Annotated in this window: 22 protein-coding genes; 19 read left to right on the forward strand and 3 right to left on the reverse strand. The window is 36.8% G+C overall.

Annotation, left to right across the window (positions count from 1 at the left end; translation table 11 throughout):
• The first annotated feature begins 11 nt into the window (after positions 1 to 11).
• The 16 genes from FGL89_RS06060 (at position 12) to FGL89_RS06135 (ending at position 13,996) form a co-directional block, all read left to right on the forward strand.
• On the forward strand, positions 12 to 701 hold the full coding sequence (locus tag FGL89_RS06060; RefSeq protein WP_014974868.1) for a response regulator: 690 nt from the start codon (positions 12 to 14) through the stop codon (positions 699 to 701).
• Positions 702 to 1,808: a sensor histidine kinase gene (locus tag FGL89_RS06065; RefSeq protein WP_014974867.1), complete on the forward strand. Its 1,107-nt coding sequence runs from the start codon at positions 702 to 704 to the stop codon at positions 1,806 to 1,808.
• Positions 1,795 to 3,072: a D-alanyl-D-alanine carboxypeptidase family protein gene (locus FGL89_RS06070; RefSeq protein WP_014974866.1), complete on the forward strand. Its 1,278-nt coding sequence runs from the start codon at positions 1,795 to 1,797 to the stop codon at positions 3,070 to 3,072. Before FGL89_RS06065 ends, FGL89_RS06070 begins: the two co-directional genes overlap by 14 nt.
• Positions 3,073 to 3,200: 128 nt before the next feature.
• Positions 3,201 to 3,902 (forward strand): glucosamine-6-phosphate deaminase, encoded by a 702-nt coding sequence (nagB, locus tag FGL89_RS06075; protein WP_014974865.1) that lies wholly within the window; start codon positions 3,201 to 3,203, stop codon positions 3,900 to 3,902.
• A gap of 123 nt (positions 3,903 to 4,025) precedes the next feature.
• A complete protein-coding gene (locus FGL89_RS06080; RefSeq protein ID WP_014974864.1) occupies positions 4,026 to 5,378 on the forward strand; it encodes a glucose-6-phosphate isomerase in 1,353 nt (450 codons plus the stop codon).
• Positions 5,379 to 5,475: 97 nt separating this feature from the next.
• Positions 5,476 to 6,432, forward strand: a complete 957-nt coding sequence (gene comGA / locus FGL89_RS06085) for a competence type IV pilus ATPase ComGA (protein ID WP_014974863.1) — start codon at positions 5,476 to 5,478, stop codon at positions 6,430 to 6,432.
• Entirely contained in the window at positions 6,374 to 7,411 is a 1,038-nt protein-coding gene (locus tag FGL89_RS06090; protein WP_014974862.1) for a type II secretion system F family protein, read from the forward strand. Before comGA ends, FGL89_RS06090 begins: the two co-directional genes overlap by 59 nt.
• The gene (gene comGC, locus FGL89_RS06095) at positions 7,408 to 7,719 is read left to right on the forward strand and encodes a competence type IV pilus major pilin ComGC (RefSeq protein WP_014974861.1); all 312 of its coding nucleotides are present in this window, start codon (positions 7,408 to 7,410) and stop codon (positions 7,717 to 7,719) included. The genes FGL89_RS06090 and comGC overlap by 4 nt, the downstream gene beginning before the upstream one ends.
• Entirely contained in the window at positions 7,703 to 8,095 is a 393-nt protein-coding gene (locus FGL89_RS06100; RefSeq protein WP_014974860.1) for a prepilin-type N-terminal cleavage/methylation domain-containing protein, read from the forward strand. The genes comGC and FGL89_RS06100 overlap by 17 nt, the downstream gene beginning before the upstream one ends.
• A gap of 13 nt (positions 8,096 to 8,108) precedes the next feature.
• A complete protein-coding gene (locus tag FGL89_RS06105; RefSeq protein WP_186727194.1) occupies positions 8,109 to 8,282 on the forward strand; it encodes a hypothetical protein in 174 nt (57 codons plus the stop codon).
• Positions 8,266 to 8,682 carry a prepilin-type N-terminal cleavage/methylation domain-containing protein gene (locus tag FGL89_RS06110; protein ID WP_186727195.1) on the forward strand — a complete coding sequence of 139 codons (417 nt, stop codon included), beginning with the start codon at positions 8,266 to 8,268 and terminating at the stop codon, positions 8,680 to 8,682. The genes FGL89_RS06105 and FGL89_RS06110 overlap by 17 nt, the downstream gene beginning before the upstream one ends.
• Positions 8,683 to 8,979, forward strand: a complete 297-nt coding sequence (locus FGL89_RS06115) for a hypothetical protein (RefSeq protein WP_014974857.1) — start codon at positions 8,683 to 8,685, stop codon at positions 8,977 to 8,979. It abuts the gene before it with no gap.
• A 31-nt stretch (positions 8,980 to 9,010) separates the two neighbouring features.
• Entirely contained in the window at positions 9,011 to 10,024 is a 1,014-nt protein-coding gene (locus tag FGL89_RS06120) for a class I SAM-dependent methyltransferase (protein WP_014974856.1), read from the forward strand.
• Between the two features lie 126 nt (positions 10,025 to 10,150).
• Positions 10,151 to 11,407 (forward strand): acetate/propionate family kinase, encoded by a 1,257-nt coding sequence (locus FGL89_RS06125; protein WP_014974855.1) that lies wholly within the window; start codon positions 10,151 to 10,153, stop codon positions 11,405 to 11,407.
• Between the two features lie 109 nt (positions 11,408 to 11,516).
• Positions 11,517 to 12,845 carry an endolytic transglycosylase MltG gene (locus FGL89_RS06130; RefSeq protein WP_014974854.1) on the forward strand — a complete coding sequence of 443 codons (1,329 nt, stop codon included), beginning with the start codon at positions 11,517 to 11,519 and terminating at the stop codon, positions 12,843 to 12,845.
• Positions 12,846 to 13,033: 188 nt separating this feature from the next.
• Entirely contained in the window at positions 13,034 to 13,996 is a 963-nt protein-coding gene (locus FGL89_RS06135; protein WP_014974853.1) for a GRP family sugar transporter, read from the forward strand.
• 76 nt (positions 13,997 to 14,072) lie between these two features.
• Here the strand turns inward: FGL89_RS06135 and greA are convergent, their stop codons facing one another.
• On the reverse strand, positions 14,073 to 14,555 hold the full coding sequence (gene greA, locus FGL89_RS06140) for a transcription elongation factor GreA (protein WP_014974852.1): 483 nt from the start codon (positions 14,553 to 14,555) through the stop codon (positions 14,073 to 14,075).
• Between the two features lie 69 nt (positions 14,556 to 14,624).
• Positions 14,625 to 17,225 carry a YfhO family protein gene (locus FGL89_RS06145; protein ID WP_041773167.1) on the reverse strand — a complete coding sequence of 867 codons (2,601 nt, stop codon included), beginning with the start codon at positions 17,223 to 17,225 and terminating at the stop codon, positions 14,625 to 14,627.
• A 95-nt stretch (positions 17,226 to 17,320) separates the two neighbouring features.
• On the opposite strand from FGL89_RS06145, the gene FGL89_RS06150 reads away from it, so the two are divergent.
• The gene (locus FGL89_RS06150; RefSeq protein ID WP_147000471.1) at positions 17,321 to 19,375 is read left to right on the forward strand and encodes a peptidoglycan D,D-transpeptidase FtsI family protein; all 2,055 of its coding nucleotides are present in this window, start codon (positions 17,321 to 17,323) and stop codon (positions 19,373 to 19,375) included.
• Between the two features lie 41 nt (positions 19,376 to 19,416).
• Here the strand turns inward: FGL89_RS06150 and FGL89_RS06155 are convergent, their stop codons facing one another.
• Positions 19,417 to 20,028 (reverse strand): NAD(P)H-binding protein, encoded by a 612-nt coding sequence (locus tag FGL89_RS06155; RefSeq protein WP_014974849.1) that lies wholly within the window; start codon positions 20,026 to 20,028, stop codon positions 19,417 to 19,419.
• A 65-nt stretch (positions 20,029 to 20,093) separates the two neighbouring features.
• Here FGL89_RS06155 and FGL89_RS06160 point away from each other — a divergent pair, with 65 nt between their 5' ends.
• Positions 20,094 to 21,248 (forward strand): ATP-binding protein, encoded by a 1,155-nt coding sequence (locus FGL89_RS06160; RefSeq protein ID WP_014974848.1) that lies wholly within the window; start codon positions 20,094 to 20,096, stop codon positions 21,246 to 21,248.
• A complete protein-coding gene (locus tag FGL89_RS06165; protein ID WP_014974847.1) occupies positions 21,245 to 22,408 on the forward strand; it encodes a vWA domain-containing protein in 1,164 nt (387 codons plus the stop codon). Before FGL89_RS06160 ends, FGL89_RS06165 begins: the two co-directional genes overlap by 4 nt.
• The last annotated feature ends 20 nt before the right edge of the window (positions 22,409 to 22,428 follow it).

Below are 22,428 nucleotides of genomic sequence, written 5' to 3' on the forward strand. Positions count from 1 at the left end.
GGGGTGCGGATATGAAAATATTAGTTGTAGATGATGATATTGAAATTGCTGAATTACTCGAAATTTATCTCAAAAATGAAGGATATGATCCTGTCATGGCAGCTGATGGGAAAGAAGCCATTTCTAAGTTAAATACTAATCCTGACATTGCACTAATGATTTTAGATGTCATGATGCCTAATATGAATGGCTTAGAGGTTGTTAAGGTTGTTCGTAAAGATAGTCGGATTCCTATTTTAATGTTATCAGCAAAATCGGGTGATATGGATAAAATCCAAGGCCTAATTACTGGTGCAGATGATTATGTGACAAAGCCTTTTAATCCTTTAGAAGTCATGGCACGAGTACGTTCATTGTTGCGTCGGGCAGAAAATGCAGTGCAAGATCAGGCGCCTGACGTATTGGATATTGGCTCATTAATTATTAATAAAGATAGTCATGAAGTTAAAACATCAGATGGTGATTTGGTCAATCTCACTGCTCTAGAATTTGGTATCTTATATCTATTGGCTTCACATCCAAATCGTGTTTTTTCAGCAGATGATATTTTTGAACGTGTGTGGCAACAAGAGTCTGTTGTATCAGCTAAAACAGTTATGGTTCATGTCTCACATCTTCGGGATAAAATTGAAGAAGCAACTAGTGGAGATCAAGTCATTCAAACAGTGTGGGGCGTTGGGTACAAGATAGAAGTAAAATAAATGAAGAGATTAGTAGTTTTTTTTAGACGTAATCGCACAAAAATTTATTTTGCGGTAGTGACGATTTTGTTACTGCTGCTTTTTACTTTTGTTGTGAACATGGGGATAATAGTATTACGTGGACAATGGTCCTTATCGCTGCCTATGACCCAGTGGTTAACTTTTTTAGTGTTGATTATAGGGAACTTGAGTATTTTATTTTGGCAATATTTGAGATGGCGACAATCTGAAAGCCTGATACGATTAATTCGAGATTTGCGACAGATAGCAAGCCAAAATTCAGATATGACAATTGATTGGCATGCGCCATATGCTCCAAAAACACAAGCACTGATTAATGTTTCAAATCAAATTGCTCAAAATACACGCAAGATTCGTGAGGAAGAGCGTCAAAGTGAACGATCAAAAGATGAAATGATTACGAATATTTCTCATGATTTACGTACACCATTAACAGCAATTATTGGTTATTTAGGTCTTGTTGAAATGAATGGTGATAGTATTAGTGCTGCTGATCGAAATAAATATATTCATACGGCTTATGATAAATCTAATCAGATGAAAGTATTAGTGGAGGATTTATTTGAATTCTCAAAAACGCAGGCACATGATGCTGTTCTTAATATCACGACATTGAGCTTGGGTGATTTATTTGCACAATTGCTAGCGAGTTATGAATTAGAAGCAAGAGACAGACATATCAAGTTGACACAAATGACAAATCCAGAATTAATTATTTTGGAAGGTGATTCAGATAAATTGGCACGTGCATTAATGAATTTAATTACCAATGCTTTCAAATATGGTGATGGTGCGACTTTTATTAAACTAACAGCACAAGTCAAGGAATCACAAGTGGAAATTCATGTCATCAATGATGGTGTCGCGATTTCAAGTGATGCTATTGGTGATATCTTTGATCGCTTTTATCGAGTTGAAAGTTCGCGTAATAGCAAAACCGGTGGTACCGGATTGGGATTGGCAATTGTTAAAGGCATCATTGAACAACATCATGGGGAAGTATTTGCAAGATCAAACAGTGAATTAACATCGGTTATTATGACATTACCGTTAAAACAAATTGGGGCAGGAAATGAAAAAAATTAATTTTATTGTGACAAGTATCATTACTTTTTTAGTAGGAATAGTGATGATTTCAGCAAATGACAATACGGCACAACCGCTAGCTTTGCAAGAAAATGTGACTTCAGCAATTGTTGTCGATGCTCAGACAGGTCAGATTTTAGCAGAAAAAAATGCTGATAAAATGGTACAAATTGCCTCACAATCAAAAATGTTAACAGCATATGCTGTATTACGTGGCATTAATTCTGGAAAAATTAAGTGGACTGATAAAGTCCCTATTACAAAAAAAGCTGATTTATCTAAGCAAGATAGTCATTTGTTTTCGCATTTGGCAGTTAAAGCAGGTGATACACTAACTGTTCGTGAATTATATAATGCGATGATTAAGTTATCAGCTAATGACGCGGCCTTTGCCTTGGGTGAGTACATGACACCAAAAGGTATGACAATGCAAGGGGCACTTAAACAGTGGGCAGCAGAATTGCATTTAACAGGGTCAAAATGGTATAATTCTGCCGGACAGGTTAATAAAGATGCCTTTAGTCATCGCGTCAAAGATGCGTCTGATGAAGCAGCGAACGAGGCTAGTGCTGAACAATTAGCAGTTTTGGCACGTACCTTGGTACAATTGGATCCAAATATTAGGACCCTGTCAGAAATGCAGTATATTTCATATAAATTAACGCCACAATACACCGTAAAAGAACCTACAGACTATTTAGTATTGCAAAAAGAAGTTTTACCTAATTTAATTAATCCTAATCAATTGGTCATCGAAGGTTTAAAAACTGGGTCAACACCAGAATCAGGCGCTGCATTTACAGGACTGATTAAAGATGCAGATGGACATGAATTTATTACTGTTGTTAATGGTGCAGGTGTCTATACAGATGTGCTTCAACGTTATCAATCTACAATCAATATTGTTAACGATGTGTTAAAGCACCAAGTACCTATAACTTACACAAAAGGTAATGAATTGGCGGGACAGAAAACGATTAAATTACGTACAATGAAAACGCACCAAATGCCGGTAGTTATGTCAAAAAGTAAGACGTTTTGGGCCAATAATAAAATAAAACCTAAAACGGAAACTACATTAACAAAAGTTAAAGGAAAATCTGTTAAAAAAGGAGATGTGCTAGGGCATGCACATGTAAACCTAGCGGGGGCTAAATATTTAACAGATGCAACACAGAGTAATCAAACAATACCACTAGTTGCTACCGAACAAACCAATAGGACAAATTGGTTTGTTCGCACGTGGCGAGCAATATTTGATTAATGAAAGCAGTTCCTTTTTGGAACTGCTTTTTATTAAGTTCATTCAAATTTGACTTTCAAAGTCCAGATAAATGTGTTATTATATTGGTATAGACCAAAGTGGTATAGACCAATAAAGGTGGTACTGATATGCAAATTATTAAAGTTAAAAATGCAGCAGAAGGCGCAAATAAATCATTTGAAATTTATCAAAACGCTTTAGCGAATGGTGTTAAGGTGTTGGGACTAGCAACAGGCTCCTCGCCAATTGCTTTATATGATAAATTAGCAACGAGTGATTTAGATTTTTCTGATGTGGTTTCAGTTAATTTAGATGAGTATTTAGGTTTAGATGGTAACGACCCACAAAGTTATCGTTACTTCATGAATGAGCATTTGTTTAACAAAAAAGATTTCAAACAAACTTATGTACCAGATGGGAAACAAGCAGATCGTGATAAAGCGGTACATGACTATGATCAAATCCTTTCTCAACACCCAATTGACTTGCAGTTGTTAGGTATTGGACGTAATGGTCACATTGGTTTTAATGAACCTGGAACATCGTTTGATTCAACAACTCATATTGTCGATTTAACTTCATCAACAATTGAAGCCAATGCACGTTTTTTTGAGGACCCTTCAAAGGTACCAACGCAAGCCATATCAATGGGAATCGCATCAGTAATGGCAGCAAAAAAAATTCTCTTAGTAGCATACGGAGAAAATAAAGCTGATGCAATTGCAGCAACTATTAATGGTCCTATAACTGAGGAAGTACCTGCCTCAATTTTACAGAAACATCTCGATGTCACATTAATTATTGATGACGCAGCTGCGTCAAAATTGTGATAGAATAAACTTGTAAGCGCTTAAAAGAATAAGGAGGAAATACGCTAATCTGGACAAACACACTGCTTTCTACAACTCAGTGGTTGGTCAACTTTTTAAGCTAAGGATAGCGTTTGAAGCACAATGGCACACATCACATTTGATACAAAGAATATTGAAAATTTCGTGGCAGAACATGAAATTTCAGAAATGCAACCATTAATTACAATGGCTGATCAACAATTACGTAACCGTTCAGGAGTAGGGGCTGAATATTCTGATTGGATTACATTGCCAACAGATTACGATAAAGAAGAATTTAATCGTATTCAAGTAGCTGCTAAGCAAATTCAGTCAAAATCAAAGGTTCTGGTTGTTATTGGTATTGGTGGATCATATCTTGGTGCCAAGATGGCAGTTGATTTCTTAAATCCTGTTTTTAATAATGAATTATCAGATGAACAACGCTCAGGCGTTAAGGTGTATTTTGCAGGTAACTCAACATCAGCTTCATATCTCAATGATTTGGTACGTGTAATTGGTGATCAAGATTTTTCTGTTAATGTGATTTCAAAATCAGGAACAACGACCGAACCATCAATTGCTTTCCGTGTCTTTAAACAGTTATTGGAAAAGAAATATGGTGTTGCTGAATCTAAAAAGCGTATCTATGCAACAACAGATGCAAATCGTGGTGCTTTGCATGATGAAGCCGCAGCTGAAGGTTATGAAACCTTCACTATTCCTGATGGCGTTGGTGGTCGTTTTTCAGTACTAACAGCAGTTGGGTTGTTACCAATTGCAGCCTCAGGTGTAGACATTGAAGCACTAATGTCTGGTGCAAAAGATGCGCAAGACCAGTACTCTGAAGCCGACGTAACGAAAAATGAAGCTTATAAATACGCAGCCGTACGTCGTATCTTATATGATAAGGGCTATACGACTGAACTCTTAATTAATTGGGAACCTTCAATGCAATATTTGTCAGAATGGTGGAAACAATTGATGGGTGAATCTGAAGGTAAAAACCAAAAAGGCATCTACCCTTCATCAGCTAATTTCTCAACTGACTTGCATTCATTAGGTCAATACATTCAAGAAGGTCGTCGTGACTTATTTGAAACGGTAGTTAAGTTAGATAACCCTGTATCTAACTTGGATTTGCCACATGAAGAAGGCAATAATGACGGTTTGCAGTATTTGGAAGGCATTACAATCGATGAGGTCAATACAAAGGCTTCTCAAGGTGTTACTTTAGCCCATGTTGACGGTGGTGTGCCAAACTTGGCAGTTCATATCCCTGCTCAAGATGCTTATTCACTTGGTTACTTGATTTATTTCTTTGAAATGGCTGTTGGTGCTTCGGGTTATACATTTGGAATTAACCCATTTAACCAACCCGGCGTTGAAGCTTATAAGACAGCAATGTTTGCTTTATTAGGTAAGCCTGGCTATGAGGAAGCAACTAAAAAGTTCCGTGCACGTTTAGACAACTAATAAGATAAGATATTTTTAAAACATCCAGATTTTTCTGGGTGTTTTTTTGTGACAAAAATTGTGGTGCTCCGTATGATGATGTATAGAAGGAGCGAACATGAATGATATTTTAGAGGCAGCTATTGAACAAAAAGTAAATGATATTTATCTTTTACCCACCGAGGATCAACAATATGTGATTAAGTTTCATCTTGATGGTCAAGCAGTGACATTTAAACAAATATCTGAAATAAATGCGCAAACAATGATTTCAGCGCTTAAATATCGTGCCAAAATGAATATTTCAGAACGCAGGCGACCACAATTAGGTCGTTTTCAAAATGATGAGATTTGGCTACGTGTATCTACTGTTGGTGATTTTTTGAACCGAGAAACAGTTGTTTTGCGACTTATTTATCCGCAAAGGCAGACACAAAATTGGCTCGTTTCTCAACAGTTTGAAGCAATACAGACAGCATTGCCGAGTGCAGGTCTATTTTTAATTTCTGGGCCAACAGGGTCCGGGAAAACAACAACTCTTTATCGTCTATTAGACCAATTAGCAGATGATAAACTCGTATTGACAATTGAAGATCCAGTTGAAATTCAACAACCAAAATTTGTGCAATTACAAGTTAATGAAGATGCTGGTATTTATTATGATGAGTTAATCAAAGTAGCACTACGACATCGACCAGAAATCTTATTAGTAGGTGAAATTCGTGATAAGAAAACGGCGCAGGCAGCCGTTCAAGCCGCACTAAGTGGGCATTTGGTATTAAGTACTGTGCATGCTATGTCAGCACGTGATGTTATTGTACGGTTACAGGATCTAGGCGTCGATCATATGAAACTAATGGCGGCATTGGCTGGTGTTGTTTATCAACGTTTATTGCCAACTAACAACCATCAACAAGCAGCCATCATGGATATGCTCAATGATCATCTACTTGAACGTGTTATGCGTGGTGATGAGATTCCTAAATTTTCAAAAAAATGGCAGGAGGTGTTACAACATGCAATGGATCAGCAAATTATTTCGCAAGAAACATGTGAAACCTATCAAAAGCTTTAGTTCACATGACCGCGTACTATTTTTCCAAGAGTTAGGAGAGTTGTTGCAATCAGGTTATAGTCTTGCGCAAAGTTTAGATATTTTAGCCAGTGCGCATTTGAAATGGCAAGATAGGCTGAATCAAATTATAGACGACTTAAATCATGGTATTAAATTACATATTGCACTTGAACCACATGCTAATCATCAAATTATTTTACAAATCAAACTAGCTGATCAACATGGTAATTTGTCTCAAACATTGGTTGCGATTGGACAAAGCCTAGCCAAATTACAACAACAAGAAAATAAAGTAGCACAAGTCATGCGTTATCCTTTAATTTTATTAGGTATTTTAGGCCTTATGTTGGTAGGATTGAAATATTTTTTATTTCCAATTTTAAATCAATGGCAAAATGAAACAACAACTGTTGATGCATTAAATCACACATATGCCTATCTATTTATTGGGACAGTGGTCTTGCTATTATTTGGTGTTTGTATGATCTGGCGTAGTCATACACCACGGCAACGTTTGATATTACTGGTTCATATACCAATTATAGGAAAAATTGTCGAGACAATCACAACATATCAAGTCGCACAACAATTAGCCATTTCATTAGCCAGTGGTGTAACTGTACCTGAAATTTTAGACGACATTAGTCATTCGCACAAAAAGGATATGGCAGTTGCTCTAGTGAAACATGCACGTCAATCTTTAGAAAAAGGAGAGACAATAGAGGCCTATGTGCTAAAACAACCTTATTTGAATCGTTCGTTAGCCGGGTATTTTGCACGCGGACATGAACCACGTGTGTTGGCTGATTATTTAGCTTACTATGCGAAAACACAGTTTCAGTTACTCATGCAACAAACGGACCGGTTAATCGGTACGTTACAACCATTATTTTTTGGCATCATTGGATTAGCCATTGTTGGCCTATATATGTCTATGTTACTGCCCATGTATCAATCAATTGGAGGATTATATCAATGATATTATTAAAACGTCGTAAATCAGCTTTTACATTAATTGAAGCAGCTATTGTACTATTTATCATTAGTTTACTAATGCTACTGATTTTACCCAATCTTAACAATCAACGTAAAAAAGCTGTTGATACACATGCAACTGCGATGGTATCAACAGTTCAGACACAAATCGATCTATATGAGAACGAACATCCACAAAATCATAATGTAACGATGGATAATTTAGTACACGATGGTTATTTAACCAATAAGCAGGTACAAAAAGTTAAAGATTTAAATATTACAATTACCAATAATGAAGCACACAAATAGCGCTTTTACCTTATTAGAATCTCTTATTGTACTGACGATTGTTGCTAGTATGTTACTCATTGGTGGGCAAAAAATATCTCATCAGCAAAGTCCTGATCAGTGGTTTCATGCGTTTGATGGTCGTTGGCAACAAGCGCGTTTAATGGCGCAAAAGGAACAAAAAGTACAAGTCGTCAAGTTTGAAGCAAATGGTGTATCATTTGATGACAAAAAAATTAAATATCCAAAAGGCTATCTCAATTCAAATACAAAGACCTTGAATATTTTAGCAACAGGATATGTCGCGCCAACTACCATAATACTAGATAATGGGCAGAAGGTAATTAAAATTGTTTTTAGTTTAGGAGGTGGTGATTATCGTACTGAAATTCAATAAACCCGCATTTGTCTTGTCTGAATCATTAATTGCTTTGAGTTTAATCAGCTTGGCATTAGCGGTTGAATATGATCAGGTGAAAAATTTCAATCGCCAAAAGCAACGATTACAGTTGAAAGAAAAGCGTGTTCAATTGGAGCGTATTGCGACAATTAACGTTTGGAATGATTATGTTGACAAGAAATAAATCGGCGTTTACATTACTAGAATCCTTAGTAACATTAGCCATAACAGCATGTGTTTTACTAACTATTGAATTTTGTTTACCATTATTGCACACTAATTCAAATACACCACCCGATATTGCTTTTAAAGGTGTGATACATCAAATTGAAATACAACGTTATCAATTTGTGAACGCGAATGAACACCAAGTTGCTTTAAAAAGCGCTGAAGGTAAGCGCATGCTGCTTGAGGTCAAAAATAATAAGTTACAATTATCAGCCGTGGGTGCAGGACAAATTATTTTACAACAAAAAGCGAAATCATTAACTGTCAAAAATTGTCGAGGATATTTTATCCTTAAATTATTAACACATGATGATCAGACAGTTGACGCATTGTTATATTTGCCAAAGGAAAAATAAATGATAAAACGTCAATCAGCTACCATTTTAGTTTCTACAATAATAATTATGGGTGTATTAAGTGGTGTCTTCTTGCTACAAAATGTGGCTTTTAACGCGCAATTACGTGCGAGATCTGAATTAATAGAGTTAACGGTCATTGATAATATACAATTACAAGCGAGTCTGAAGTATAGTCAACAAAAAGCTCATAATCAAACAGTTGGTGAGGCAAACGTCATTGTTACAGGTAATAAACTTCTTATTAATTACAATGGCACGCGCCATACACGTCAATTACTTGTGAAACCAACTTGAAAAACATACTTAAAACCGATAAAATAAGGCTATGACACAAGAAAATATAGCACGGTATTTCGACGCTCTAACTCAAGGTGCGCAGGCGTTATCACACGATGCCGACCTCAGCATGATTGATGGACTGATTGAAGTAATAGCAGACATTAATACTGGTGATGTTCATCATGAACAGGGGAAACCAACACCAGCAGTCACAGAACAAATACAAAATACTATTGCTAAGATAGATTGGCAAAATGCGACATCGACTGATTTAAGGAAAGCTGTGCAGTTAGCGATTTTAAAGGTTAATCGTGATGATCAGACGCAGGCGAATCATCAAATAACACCAGATGGTATTGGCTATCTATTGGCAGATTTGATATTACAGACAGCCGAATTGAAAGATGGTGATACTTTGCTAGATTTTGCTGTAGGTACGAGTAACTTGCTCAACACTGTCAACGGCATTGTCGAGATGAATGATATCGCGGTAAAACGTATAGGTATTGATAATGATGATATCCAGTTAGCATTAGCTGCAGCGGCAGATGAACTAATTAATCACGATCAAACCACTTTCTATCAGGAAGACGTGGTATCGTTGGATGCTGATATACCTAAAGCCAAGGTTGTGATTGCCGATTTGCCTGTTGGTTATTATCCGATTCAACCTGAAGGCGCATATATCACACAGGCAGATGATGGTAGATCATTTGTTCATCAACTCATGATTGAAAAAAGCGTAGATTTTGTAACTGATGATGGTTGGATATATTTAATCGTACCCGCTAATATATTATCAGATAAAGATTCCAAAAAATTACTGCAATTTGTGACTAATGAAACGCGCCTTAAAGCTTTTTTACAATTACCTAACGATTTTTTCCAAGATCAACGCGCCGCAAAAGCTATTTTAGTTCTTCGAAAGCGTGATACTATTGGTAATAGCGAGGTATTAATGGGGCAGTATCCAACACTCAAAGATATTAAAGCTTTGCAAAAATTTTTGCAAGATATTAAAACATGGGTTAAACTGGATAAAGAACAAGACAGGGCGTGAATTGCTGTTAAAAACAGCATGAAAATATAAGGTGTTATTAGGTAATTTAATTAAAAATAAGCGCCTTATATTTTTATACTCAGCAGCTTGTAACGTGTTTTTAAGAAAGACAGGTAGAATTAAATCATGGCTAAAACAATGGCTGTTAATGCAGGTAGTTCATCACTGAAATTTCAATTGCTAGACATGCCCGCGGAGCGAGTAATCGCACAGGGTGTTATTGAGCGTATTGGTATGGACGATGCTATCGTAACAATTAAGTATGGTGTATCTATTGCATCAGAAAATGCCGTTGATCATTTAGAAGATGATGAGCATATCACCTTATCAAAAGATGGTAAAGGCAAGAAGTATGAGAATGTCTTAGCTATTAAAGATCACCAACAAGCAATTAATTTTATGTTACAAAAATTGACAGACTTAGGAATAATTGCTGACTTTAATGAAATCACAGGTGTTGGACATCGTGTTGTTGCGGGTGGCGAGTGGTTTAACCATTCAGTTGTTGTAACTGATGATGTGTTAACTAAAATTGATCGTTTGGCAGATTATGCACCATTACATAATCCAGCTAATGCGATGGGTATTCGTGCCTTTCAAAAGTTATTACCTCATGCCTTATCAGTAGCTGTTTTCGATACATCATTTCATCAGACAATGCCTGAAGAGAACTACTTGTATTCGTTACCATATGAATACTATACGCGTTATGGTGCACGTAAATATGGCGCACATGGTACATCACATCGCTATGTATCTGCACGTGCTGCCCAATTATTAGGAAAAGATTTAAAAGACCTGAAATTAATTACACTACACTTAGGTGCAGGGGCCTCAATTACCGCAGTCCAAGGTGGCAAATCAATTGATACATCCATGGGATTCTCACCATTAGCTGGTTTGACTATGGCAACACGTTCAGGGGATGTTGATACATCACTTGTTTATTACATTCAAGAACGTGAAGGTTTGTCGAATGAAGAAATGACTAATATTTTAAACAAAAAATCAGGCTTGCTTGGTATTTCAACTATTTCTTCAGATATGCGTGATCTGCTAGATGTTCAAGATACACATGACCATGCAAAATTAGCTGTAAATATCTTTGTTAACCGTGTTGTGAAATATGTTGGTCAATATGTTGCTGAAATGGGTGGTGTTGATGCGATTGTATTTACAGCGGGTATTGGAGAAAATTCAATTCCTGTACGTAAAATGATTGTTGATAAGTTAGGATATTTTGGTATCACGCTTGACGAAGAAGCCAATAATGTTCGTGGAGATGAGGTTGAAATTTCAACTAAAGACTCACGTGTCAAGGCACTATTAATTCCAACTAATGAAGAATTAATGATTGCTCGCGATGTCGAAGCCCTTAAGTAATCTGTTTTTAATCTACAACGCTCAAGAGTATGATAAAATATACAAAGTCGACTAGTATTTAGTATGCTAGTCGCTTTGCTATTATAATGATATTTTTAAAGGGTGAATCATGGAATCCAGAAAAGCACGGCATCAACATGAAATCAAGGCTGCAGAAGCAATAAATGCTAGCCAACATAAATCAAAATATAAAACACAGTCACAAACAGACAATCACGATGGTGGAGGACCGCGAAAAAAGAAGCGGGGGCCAAAAAGACGATTGATAGGATTATTAGTGATCCTGGTTATAGTTATTGGTGGTGTATTTTTGGGTAAAAATTTACTTGATAACAAAAATGCAGCATTAGATCCTGAAAATACAACGTTTAAAACAATTAAAATTGAAACAGGATCGACACCAGCCCAGATGGGTCAAATCTTAGAAGATAAAAAAATTATAAAAAGTGGTCACAGCTTTTATAAGTATGCGATGTCGCAAGGTGCTGAAAAATTGCAGGCTGGTACCTACCAGCTTTCACCTTCACAAACAGTAGAGTTGATTTTTTCACAGATGGCAGCTGGACCAGGTGCCTCACCAAAGTTACCAAAGGGTTATGTGTTGATATCGGTTGGTCAAACTTCTGGTCAAGTTGCGCAAAATATTGCAAACGAGGTGAAAGGTGTGTCACCTCAAAGTATGATGAAAGCTTTTGACGACAAGGCACTTATTGCTAAGATGGATAAAAAATATCCTGACTTACTGAGGGGTGTCGAAACGTCTAAAACCAATGAAGCCAAATTACTTGACTACGTGTATCCTCAAGCGTTTGATTTAAGTCAAGTTAAAACAGCTGATGATGTGGTTGAAAAACTTTTGACAGTATCAAATACAACAATGACACCGTATTACAAAACGCTAAAAGAAAATAACATCCAGACGCCTAATATTATGGCGTTATTGGCAACATCAGGAAAAGGTGAATTTGAAAGACGTTTGGCTTTTGTGAAGAAAATTGCGCCATATGCTCAAAAGTTAGCCAAAAAATATGATATTTTAGCATCTATTTCTATTGCACAAGCTGCGCATGAATCAAACTGGGATAATTCAAAACTATCGTCTAAATATAATAATTTCTATGGTGTGAAAACACAGGATGAGACACCTGGCAAGTCTGTAGTATTAACAACTACTGAATATGTCGATGGTAAAGCAGAAACTCAGAAAGCGCGATTTGCTATTTATGATAGTTGGCAAGATAGTATGAAGGAACATGCTGAGACCATTGTTAACGGTAACACATGGAATCCCACACAATTTAAAGACGTATTAGCAGCTAAAAACTATAAGCAAGCTGCTAAAGCACTATATGACAATCATTATGCAACTGATGTTAATTATACGAAGTTATTGACAAATGTCATAGAAACTTGGAATATGCAGCAGTATGATAAGTAACATAAAAAATCTCGTAGATGAGAAAATCTATGGGATTTTTTTAAATAAATAAGTTGATGTTAAAATTTGAAACCGTTTACAGAAATTTTACTAAAAGGGTTGTGTAAACGTTTTCATTCGTGTAAAATAGTTTTTGTGATTAAATCATGTTTTCAGAACATGATAATATGAAGGAGCAGTAGTATATTATGAATGCAGCAATTTTATTAGCCCTCGTACCAGCATTAGCTTGGGGATCAGTGGGTCTTGTTAATACCAAAATGGGTGGTTCAGCTGGACAGCAGACGTTAGGAATGACTTTTGGTGCGCTAATTTTTGGACTTGGGACAATGTTTTTTTATGTTATGCCTAATCATGCTTATATGGGTTCAGAAATTTGGGTAGTTGGTTTGGTATCAGGTTTAGTATGGGCGGTAGGTACTGCGGGACAATTCTTAGCGATTAAAGATCTCGGTGTATCGCTTGCTATTCCATTGTCGACTGCTGGTCAAATTGTTACCAATGCTTTAATGGCAGCAATTGTCTTAGGAGACTGGAAAACAGGAAGAATGTGGGCAATTGGCGTCATTTCGATTATTGCTGTTGTTATTGGGGCAACACTAATTTCAGCACGTGATCGTGCATTAAACTCAGGAATTAACGATCAAGTGCAAGCAAATAATATGACAAAAGGCCTAGTCTACTTAGCCATTTCAACAGCTGGATTTATGTTTTACTTTGTTCTACCCAATTTTTTGAATAAAATTGGATACATTTCTGATACGATTAAGTCAGAACACAATGGTGTTGACTACATGACTGCCATTGTTGGACCTCAAGCGTTTGGTCAAGTAATTGGTGCTTTCTTGATTGTTATCTTTGTCTTAAAAGAAGCAGATAAAATGTTTGCAAAACCAACTTGGAAAAATATTGTTACAGGGTTAGTTTGGGCTATAGGAAACATTTTCATGTTTATATCAGCAGCCAACCCAGCAATTGGTCAGACAATTGCGACAACGTTCTCACAACTGGGAATTATTGTGGCAACATTTGGTGGTATTTACTTATTAGGTGAAAAGAAATCTAGCTATCAAATGCGACTGATCGTTATTGGTACGATTTTAGTTGTAGTAGGTGCTATTATTATTGGCAATATTAACTCATTTACTTGATTAAAAAAAGCTGGAACATTTAGTTCCCAGTTTTTTTATATACAAAAAACCTGCCGAAGCAAGTTTTTGAATAGTGTTACTTTTCAACTTTTAGTATTTCAACACGGATACTTTCGCCACTTGGTAATGGTACAGTTACTGTGTCACCAACTTTTTTACCAAGTAAGGCAACAGCCATAGCTGATTCGTTAGAAATTTTTCCGGCAATTGGGTCAGATTCTGTTGATCCAACAATTGAATATGTTTCTGGTTCTTCATCAGGTAACTCTTTAAAAGTTACCATTTTGCCAAGAGAGACTTCATCTGCTGCTGTTGCATTTGGATCTATAATTTCAGCACTTTCAATCATTTTTCTCAATGTTTGGATGCGGCCTTCAACAAAGGCTTGTTCATCTTTGGCAGACTGATATTCTGAATTTTCTGATAAATCACCGTATGAACGGGCAATTTGGATACGTTTTGTAATTTCTGGGCGTTGATTAGCAATAAGATCTTCCAACTCAGCTTCAAGCTTAGTACGGCCTTCAGCTGTCATTGGAAATGTTTTTTCTTCTGACATCTTTTTAAATTCCTTTCATTATGACTTATTCTATAAATAGTAAGCAGAACGAGCATATCATGGTGAACGCTATCTTGCAAGTATTTTATTATAAATGAAAGGGACTAGTAGCGTGGCACTTGCTAGTAATGAAATATATAGCCCTATCAAAAAATAGGGTGGTGTGTAAGTGAATTGGACGATGTGTTGTCCTGGTGTTGTTTTGATGGCCAAAAAATAGTCGGCAACTTGCTGTGCTTTAATTGGTCGGCCATCAATTTTGATACGCCAACCAGGCGCGTCAGGGATAGTTGTCATAATCAGTGGTTTATCAGCAGTTGTGGTGATTCTCCCTTTAATCATGCGTTCATCACGGCTAATTATACGTAAGGGGTTTGCTTTGAGATTAAGGGCATCACGTTGAAATTCGTTATTATTGACACGATAAAGCGTTACATTGTTTAATACAAGCATTGTCGTATTTTTAAATCGAATAGTAATAGTTTGCGTTTGATTTTTAGCATGTGTTGCTAAATTAATCAAGACAGTATGGCGATAGCTACTAAATTGTGTGATGACTTTATTATTAATTAATAAATCAAAATCTTTAATAGGTAAGCCATTACCAATGGTTAGGTAGTAACTATCATCGGTTTGTGGTGTAAATTTCAAATCTAAACTAGCTGGTTTTGTGTTATTCACACGTGTAAGAGCAGCACCAGTGATTGTTGTCGGCGTATTAACATTATGACCAATTGCCTGTTGAAAGTTTTCGGAAGTAACAGTTGAGCGAGCATTACCGGTTAAAGCTTGCCACAGATTGCTTTGATTTATCAAGGGGTTATTGTGTAACATTGTTGTTTTGAGAGCGGCATCGTGAGCCGCAAAAGCAATTGGTAAAGCTTGTGGGTTTTGCCAAACATTGGTTGTGCCGGCTTTTGATTTAAGTAAGTACCTTGAAGTGTCGGGACGAAAGCCAATGAGATGCGTACTAGGTTGGCCAGCTTTGCCATTATCAGTGCCATTCGGTGTCACTAAATACTTCATATTGAGTAGGGCATCAGACAGTACGCTACCATTACTATAGACAACATAATTATCGCCATCTGGCTGTCCGAAGTTGCCAAAAAAGTTTGGTGTCTTTTTTGGCAATGCTGAACTAAAGTGTGAACCACTATAATAATCAAGCATCATAGCATCGCCACGGGTTCGTTGGAAAGTTTGAGCAACTCGATACCATGAGGTGTCTTTTTTAATTGTCTTATTTGCTGTTTTAAGTGCTTTGACTGTATTTTGATATTCAGTATTTGTTAGGTAAGAAAAATGATTAAGAGATAGGATCACATTGGCAGCAAGAGATAATGTGGTGAGTAATAGTAAAATTGGTAAACGCAGACGATCGGTCGTGTTAAAAGTAAATTGCGCCAATGTGAGTAGCGCAAGACTACCAAAAATTGCAATACTTGTTGTGTCGATAAAGCTAGTTTTGTGATTTGCAAGTATCGCATAAACAACAATACCGCTAAAAGCGATGAAAAGACCAATTAGCGTTGGAACACGAGGTTGCCATCTCGGTTGCCAGGCTAATGCTGCTAGGTAAATAATGAAGAAACTGATAATAAAACTAAAACGATAAGGATACCAGACAGGATATTGAAAGCCATGGAAAAATAAGGTGAGTGGCGCCCACGTTGTTGCAGCAAACAAAAATAGCAATATTAATAAGGCACCTATTTTAACAGACCAATGTAATAGACGTGTTGTGAAAAAAGCAACGCAAGTAATTAAAATAAAGGAAGCTACATAAAAATTAGCTTGCCCGGATTGCATTTGATTAAAATCAAAACTACCAGGGATTAATTTAAGGAGTAATTTAATTGGATGATTATCAAATTTGAGTGACCAATCTGAATTGTATTGTGCCTTACCGAGTTTTAGCTGATAGTATGTTGGTAATATAAGCCAAGCACTTAAGCCACCACCAACTAAACTACCGATAGTAAAAGCTTTAATGGTTTGCCAACGTGAGTGAATTTGATTTGGCCAAGAAATGCGCCAAACAGCATAAAGAACAATGAAGATAGCAATCATATAACCAATATAGTAATTGCTTATAATCGCTAATGCTAATAAAAGAGAATAACGCCACCATGAACCATGCTTAAAGAGTTGTTCGATTTGATAAATAATAAGTGGTAACAAGATTGCCGAGTCTAACCACAGTAAATTCAGATCATTAGCTACAAACCAGCCAGAAAGCGCATAGTTAATGGCAAAAAGGGTAATATAGTGACCTTTTTGAATCTGAAGTTTTTGTAATAAGTACGCCATTGATAAGCCAGCAGCGCCAAATTTTAGTACAGTTACCAATAGAATTGCAGCTGGTAGATGATTAATTGACACAAACAAGTAAATTAAATTAAATGGGCTCATCAAATAATAGGCCCATTCACCCAACATATCGCCACCTAAGGCATTACTAAATGAGTAAAAGAAACTACTAGGATGTGATAATAAAGTATGTTTAAAAGCAGCAAACTGGTCAATGTATTGCTGTCCTAGATCAACAGTTAGAATAGAGCTACTCCCAAACGGTGCCATACCGCGATAGGCAAAGTAGCTCAACATGATAATTGCTGGAATCCAAAAACTTAATGCTAGTGGTGAATTAAAAATCTTTTTTTTGTTCATGATACTAATATACCAAATTTTAATCATAATTTTAGCGCGAAAGCAAGATTTGTGGTAATCTAAATAGAGTAATTTATCAACAATTGGGGTCAATCATGCAACGCAATCCGTACTTAGAAGATCGTGACAAAAAAAATAGTGCTAGTGCTAATTTGCCAGTACGATTAAATATATTATTAGGTATCGCCCTGACGCTCATGATTGCACTTGTTGTGCAATTAGCTTTTTTGACGATTCAACAAGGTGCTTTTTACCAAGGAGAAGTTAATACAAGTGAACAAACGGTCGAAAAAGGCAATGTTCCTCGAGGGATGATCTATGATAACAGTGGCCGTGTCCTTGTGGGAAATAAAGCACAAGCCGCAATCACCTTTACACGAGGTACTAACGTCAATGCTAAAAAAATGTATGAAACGACCGTTAAACTATCAAAAATTTTGACTGTTGACACAGAACGATTAAATGAACGCGCGAAAAACGATTTTTATTTATCGAATGAAAAAAATAATAAAAGAATATCGGCAATTATTACCAAGCAACATAAAAATGATAAAATTGCTTTAACAGCAGCACAAATTAATGATTATGAAGTTGATTATGTTCAAAAACACAAATTAGCTGAAGATGTAGATAAAAATGCTGCTATGATATTTCAACGCATGAGTGGCGCCTATTCATTATCTACGACTTTTATTAAGGAATCAGGCGTTACGAACACAGAATTAGCCAAAATTGGTGAGAATCTCAGTAGTTTTCCTGGAGTTAAATTGGGAACGAGCTGGTCGCGTCAATATCCTGAAGGTGAAGAATTTAAATCATTAGTTGGTAATGTTACCAATGAGGCAACAGGGTTACCGGAAGACCGTTTACATACTTTGTTAGCACAAGGCTATTCTCAAAATGAACCAGTAGGTAATTCAAGTTTGGAAAAAGGGTATGAGTCTATTTTGAAAGGTTCTGCTTCACAAACTCTTGTTACAACAAGTGGAAAAGATCAAGTACAATCTTCGCAAATCAAGTATAATGGCCAGGCTGGGGACAGTTTGAAGTTAACTATCAACGCCCGTTTCCAAAATGAAGTTCAGAAAATATTAGAAGATAATCTACCAGGTGGCGATGTTGAAGGCGCTTATGCAACAGTTATTAATCCATATACTGGTGGTATTTACGCCATGGGTGGTGTTGATCGTGACCATGCGACCGGTCAAAAAACGGCTAATCCACTTGGAAATATTAATCATGCCATTGTTATGGGATCTGTCATTAAGCCAGCTGTATTGGCCACGGCATTTCAAAAAGGGGTTATATCAGCTGACAATAATGTCTTGACTGATCAGGCCATTAAAATTCAAGGCACACAAGCAATCACATCGTATTGGAACCAAGCAGGGAACCCAACACCAATAGATGCTAAAACAGCTTTAGAGCGTTCATCTAACACCTATTTCGTACAATTAGGTATGAAGATTGGTGGACAAAATTATAGTCCAGGAGCGCCATTAGGGTTACGTTCAGATGCATTTCAGACACTTCGTAATGGATTAGGTCAATTTGGTTTAGGAACAAAGACAGGTATTGATATTTCTGGTGAAACTGGTGGTTATCGTGGACCAACAGATGCTGAAAATCAAGGAAAATATTTGTATGAAACCTTTGGACAGTATGATACTTATACGACACTGCAATTGGCACGTTTTGTTTCCACAATCGCTAATGGCGGTTACCTCGTACAACCACGTGTGGTTGGGTCTATTTTGCAAAAGCAAAAAAACAATGACCAAACTAAAACAATTTGGTCGGCATCACCAAATATTCAAGGTCAAGTAAAGTTGGGTGCTGATGAGTGGGATATTCTTAAAGATGGTATGAATCGTGTGGCTAACGGCTCTGATTCATGGAACACAGGTGGAGAAGACATGCACAAATTGAGACCACGTGTTCATGCTAAAACTGGTACGGCAGAAACGAAGACTAATGGCAATGATACATACACAGAGTCTATGGTGGCGTATGTACCAGGACAACCGTTTGCTGTAGCGATGGCCATTCCTGGAATGAATAACTACTTGGATGGTACGAACGGTAAAATATCAGCTAAAATTATTGATGCTTACTGGAAATATGTTCAAGCAAAGCCTGATTCAAAATAAGACATAAAAAGCTCGGGCAATTTGCCCGAGCTTTTTATGTCTTATTTTTCAGAAAGGGCAACCGATTGTTTGATATAATCGGTTGGGTTTAAAATCAGTTTAGTAATAAATTCAGCAACACTAGTACGTGTAACTGGGTTACCAACAATTTTTTCATGACGTTCTGTTTGAATATTGAGTTGTTGCATGACGTTATCGTCTAGCAACTCATTAGGCCGAATAATTGTATAATCCAACTGAGAAGCTTCAATACGAGCTACAGCCGCAGCCTGATCACCAATGTAGGTATTTTCATTATTGACTGTACCTAACACATTTGACCAAATATCGCGTGTTTTATCAGGTAATTCATCATAAACACCAATTGTTGCTATCCAAATCAAACGCTTAACGCCGGCAGTGTGCATGGCATTAACGACACTATTGGCCACTACTTTTTGGCGCCCTTCAGCACCGATATTAGCATAGACAATGTCAATATCCTTAAGTGCTTGAGCTAAGGTATTTTCATTTGTGGCATCAAGTGATTTAATGTTTTTGTCTGGTCGACCGTGTAGAGAGGTCAATTTAATCTCTGTTAGCGTGTTGGCTAACATTGGAACTACAAGTTTTGCGATTTGGCCGTTAGCACCAAGAATTAATAGTTTTGTCATGACTTTATTTTAGCACGAAAAGTTTACTTGCGGTAGAATTGAAATAAGAAAGAAGAGGACGTCATATGTCATTATCGTTTCAACAACTACTCACTGCCGTACCGCTTGTGTTACGTGGTGGCAATGTGCCAAATATTGTTGGCGAAGCTGGTATTGGTAAGTCAGCCTTGGTTTCAGAAATTGCACATCATATGGAAGCTCGACTATTTACTACTGTTGTTTCGTTGTCAGAGAAAGGGGACTTGGCAATACCCATTCCGCCACTCACAAAGGATGCTTTTTTAACAACTAAAAATTATGGTCAGTTAGCAGATGTAAAATTTGGGTACACACATACTCTGATTCAAATTATTCAACAAGCTGAAAGTTTTCCAAAGCAAACAATTATTTGGTTTTTAGATGAATTTAACCGTGGATCACAAGCTGTCCAAAGTGAATTAATGAATCTGGTATTACAACGGCAGATTAATGATCTTATTTTGCCAGATAATGTGTATCTTATTCTGGCCGAAAATCCAGATGATTCAATGGCAGGATTTGAAAATGCTGAATATGCGGTACAAACTTCAGATGCAGCAATTAACGATCGTACGACACGTTTAGTCATGACAGTATCTGTGACCGATTGGTTGTCATGGGCAGAAAAACCAGGCAACCAGCGACCACATATACATCAATTGGTCAGACAATTTATAGCCGAAAATGCTGAGCTATTATATCCTCAAACACGAGGCATTGATTTGAATCCAACACCACGTGCTTGGCAACGTGTGTCAGATAATTTCTATGAACTCAGCAAACTACCTTCTCAGCAGCAAGATACTTTGTTATTTGATATCGTTGCTGGAGATTTAGGAAAAGCTGTTGCAACACAATTTGTTAGTTTCGTGCATGAAAAAGTTAGTGGATTAACTGCTAAGAATATTTTTGATTCGGAACCAAAAGGCCCCAAATTACCGCAAGACATTCGTCAACAGTTTGTTCGTATGTCTGAGATTCAAAAATTAACTGTTATGAAAACAGTTTTGCTGACATCGAATTTAACATCAAACAATCATGCCGGACGCTTCGGAGAATTATTACATCTATTAGCACCAGATGGGCAATATGCATTGATTAAGCAGATGACTAATTCACCAATTTTAGATGATTTATATCGTGCCGATTCACATTATGCTAATGTTTTGTATCAACAAATTATGGATATTGCTACACGATGAATGCAGAAGATAGAGACAAATTAATTGTAGACGGGATCAAGACATTACTTGATGTGGCACCGTTATATGGTAATGTCATTATGAACTTAGCTCGTGAAAATAACGATACAGCTAGCAATGCTTTATCTTTAAAATGGCAGGCTAATCAATGGCATTTGGTTATTAACCCAATATTATTGACAACTTATTTTATAAATCACACACAGATTGCACTTGCTTTTGCGCACGAGGCCTTGCATGTTATCTGGCAACATCCAATACGTTATGCTGATGAGCGGATTAAAAGTCCTAATCTGATTGATTGGGGAACAGATTTAGCCGTTAATCAATATTTACCGATTGCATTAGGTATGTTACCAGGTGCCGTGACATTACAAACAATTTTAGGATTATATGGTAAAATGTTGCCAATTGAACAAGATTCTGCTGAATATATTGCTTTGTTGTCTGAATTAACAGAAAATCAGCCAGCACGAGGACCAAAGCCGGTTGATGGGCATGGTGATTGGGCAAGTGCTGGTCAAGGTATTGACGAAGCAACATCAGCACTTAATTTTGTGATTGAGAAAGCAACTGAAGATACCAATCGGTCAGGGAGAGGGGACATAGGTACTGCTGTGCTGAAAAAAATTGCTTCGGTTACCGCACCTAAACGTCACTGGCAAGCTATTTTACGGACTGGAATCAGCCAATTACCCACGAAAAAAAAAGCATCACACTCAAGATTTAATCGTCGGCAAGCTTATCGACTAGATTTACCAGGATCAGTGAGTGAGTATGAAGCTCAGGTGACCGTTTTTATTGATAATTCAGCTTCTATTTCTGACCATCAGGCAGGGGTTATGCTAGCAAATGCGAGGCAAATTATACAACAATTTGATGTTGAAGTGACTTTTTTTTCATTTGATACAACGGTTCATGAGATTAAAAATATCAAACAATGGCAACGTCAAGCTGGTGGTGGGACACAATTTCAAAGTATATTTGATACTTTAAAAGTAAGAAAATTCAATCCGAAACACACAGTTGTCGTCATTTTAACAGATGGAGATGGTGAAGAAACAGTATTATCTACCAAGTTTCGTCAAGTTTATTGGTTGTTGCTATCCGACCATAAACTAAGTATTTTAGAACCATTTGGTAAAATTATGAATTTGTAGATCAATGGAAAGCTGGCACA

This window comes from Leuconostoc carnosum (assembly GCF_007954525.1).
GTDB classification, from domain to species: domain Bacteria; phylum Bacillota; class Bacilli; order Lactobacillales; family Lactobacillaceae; genus Leuconostoc; species Leuconostoc carnosum.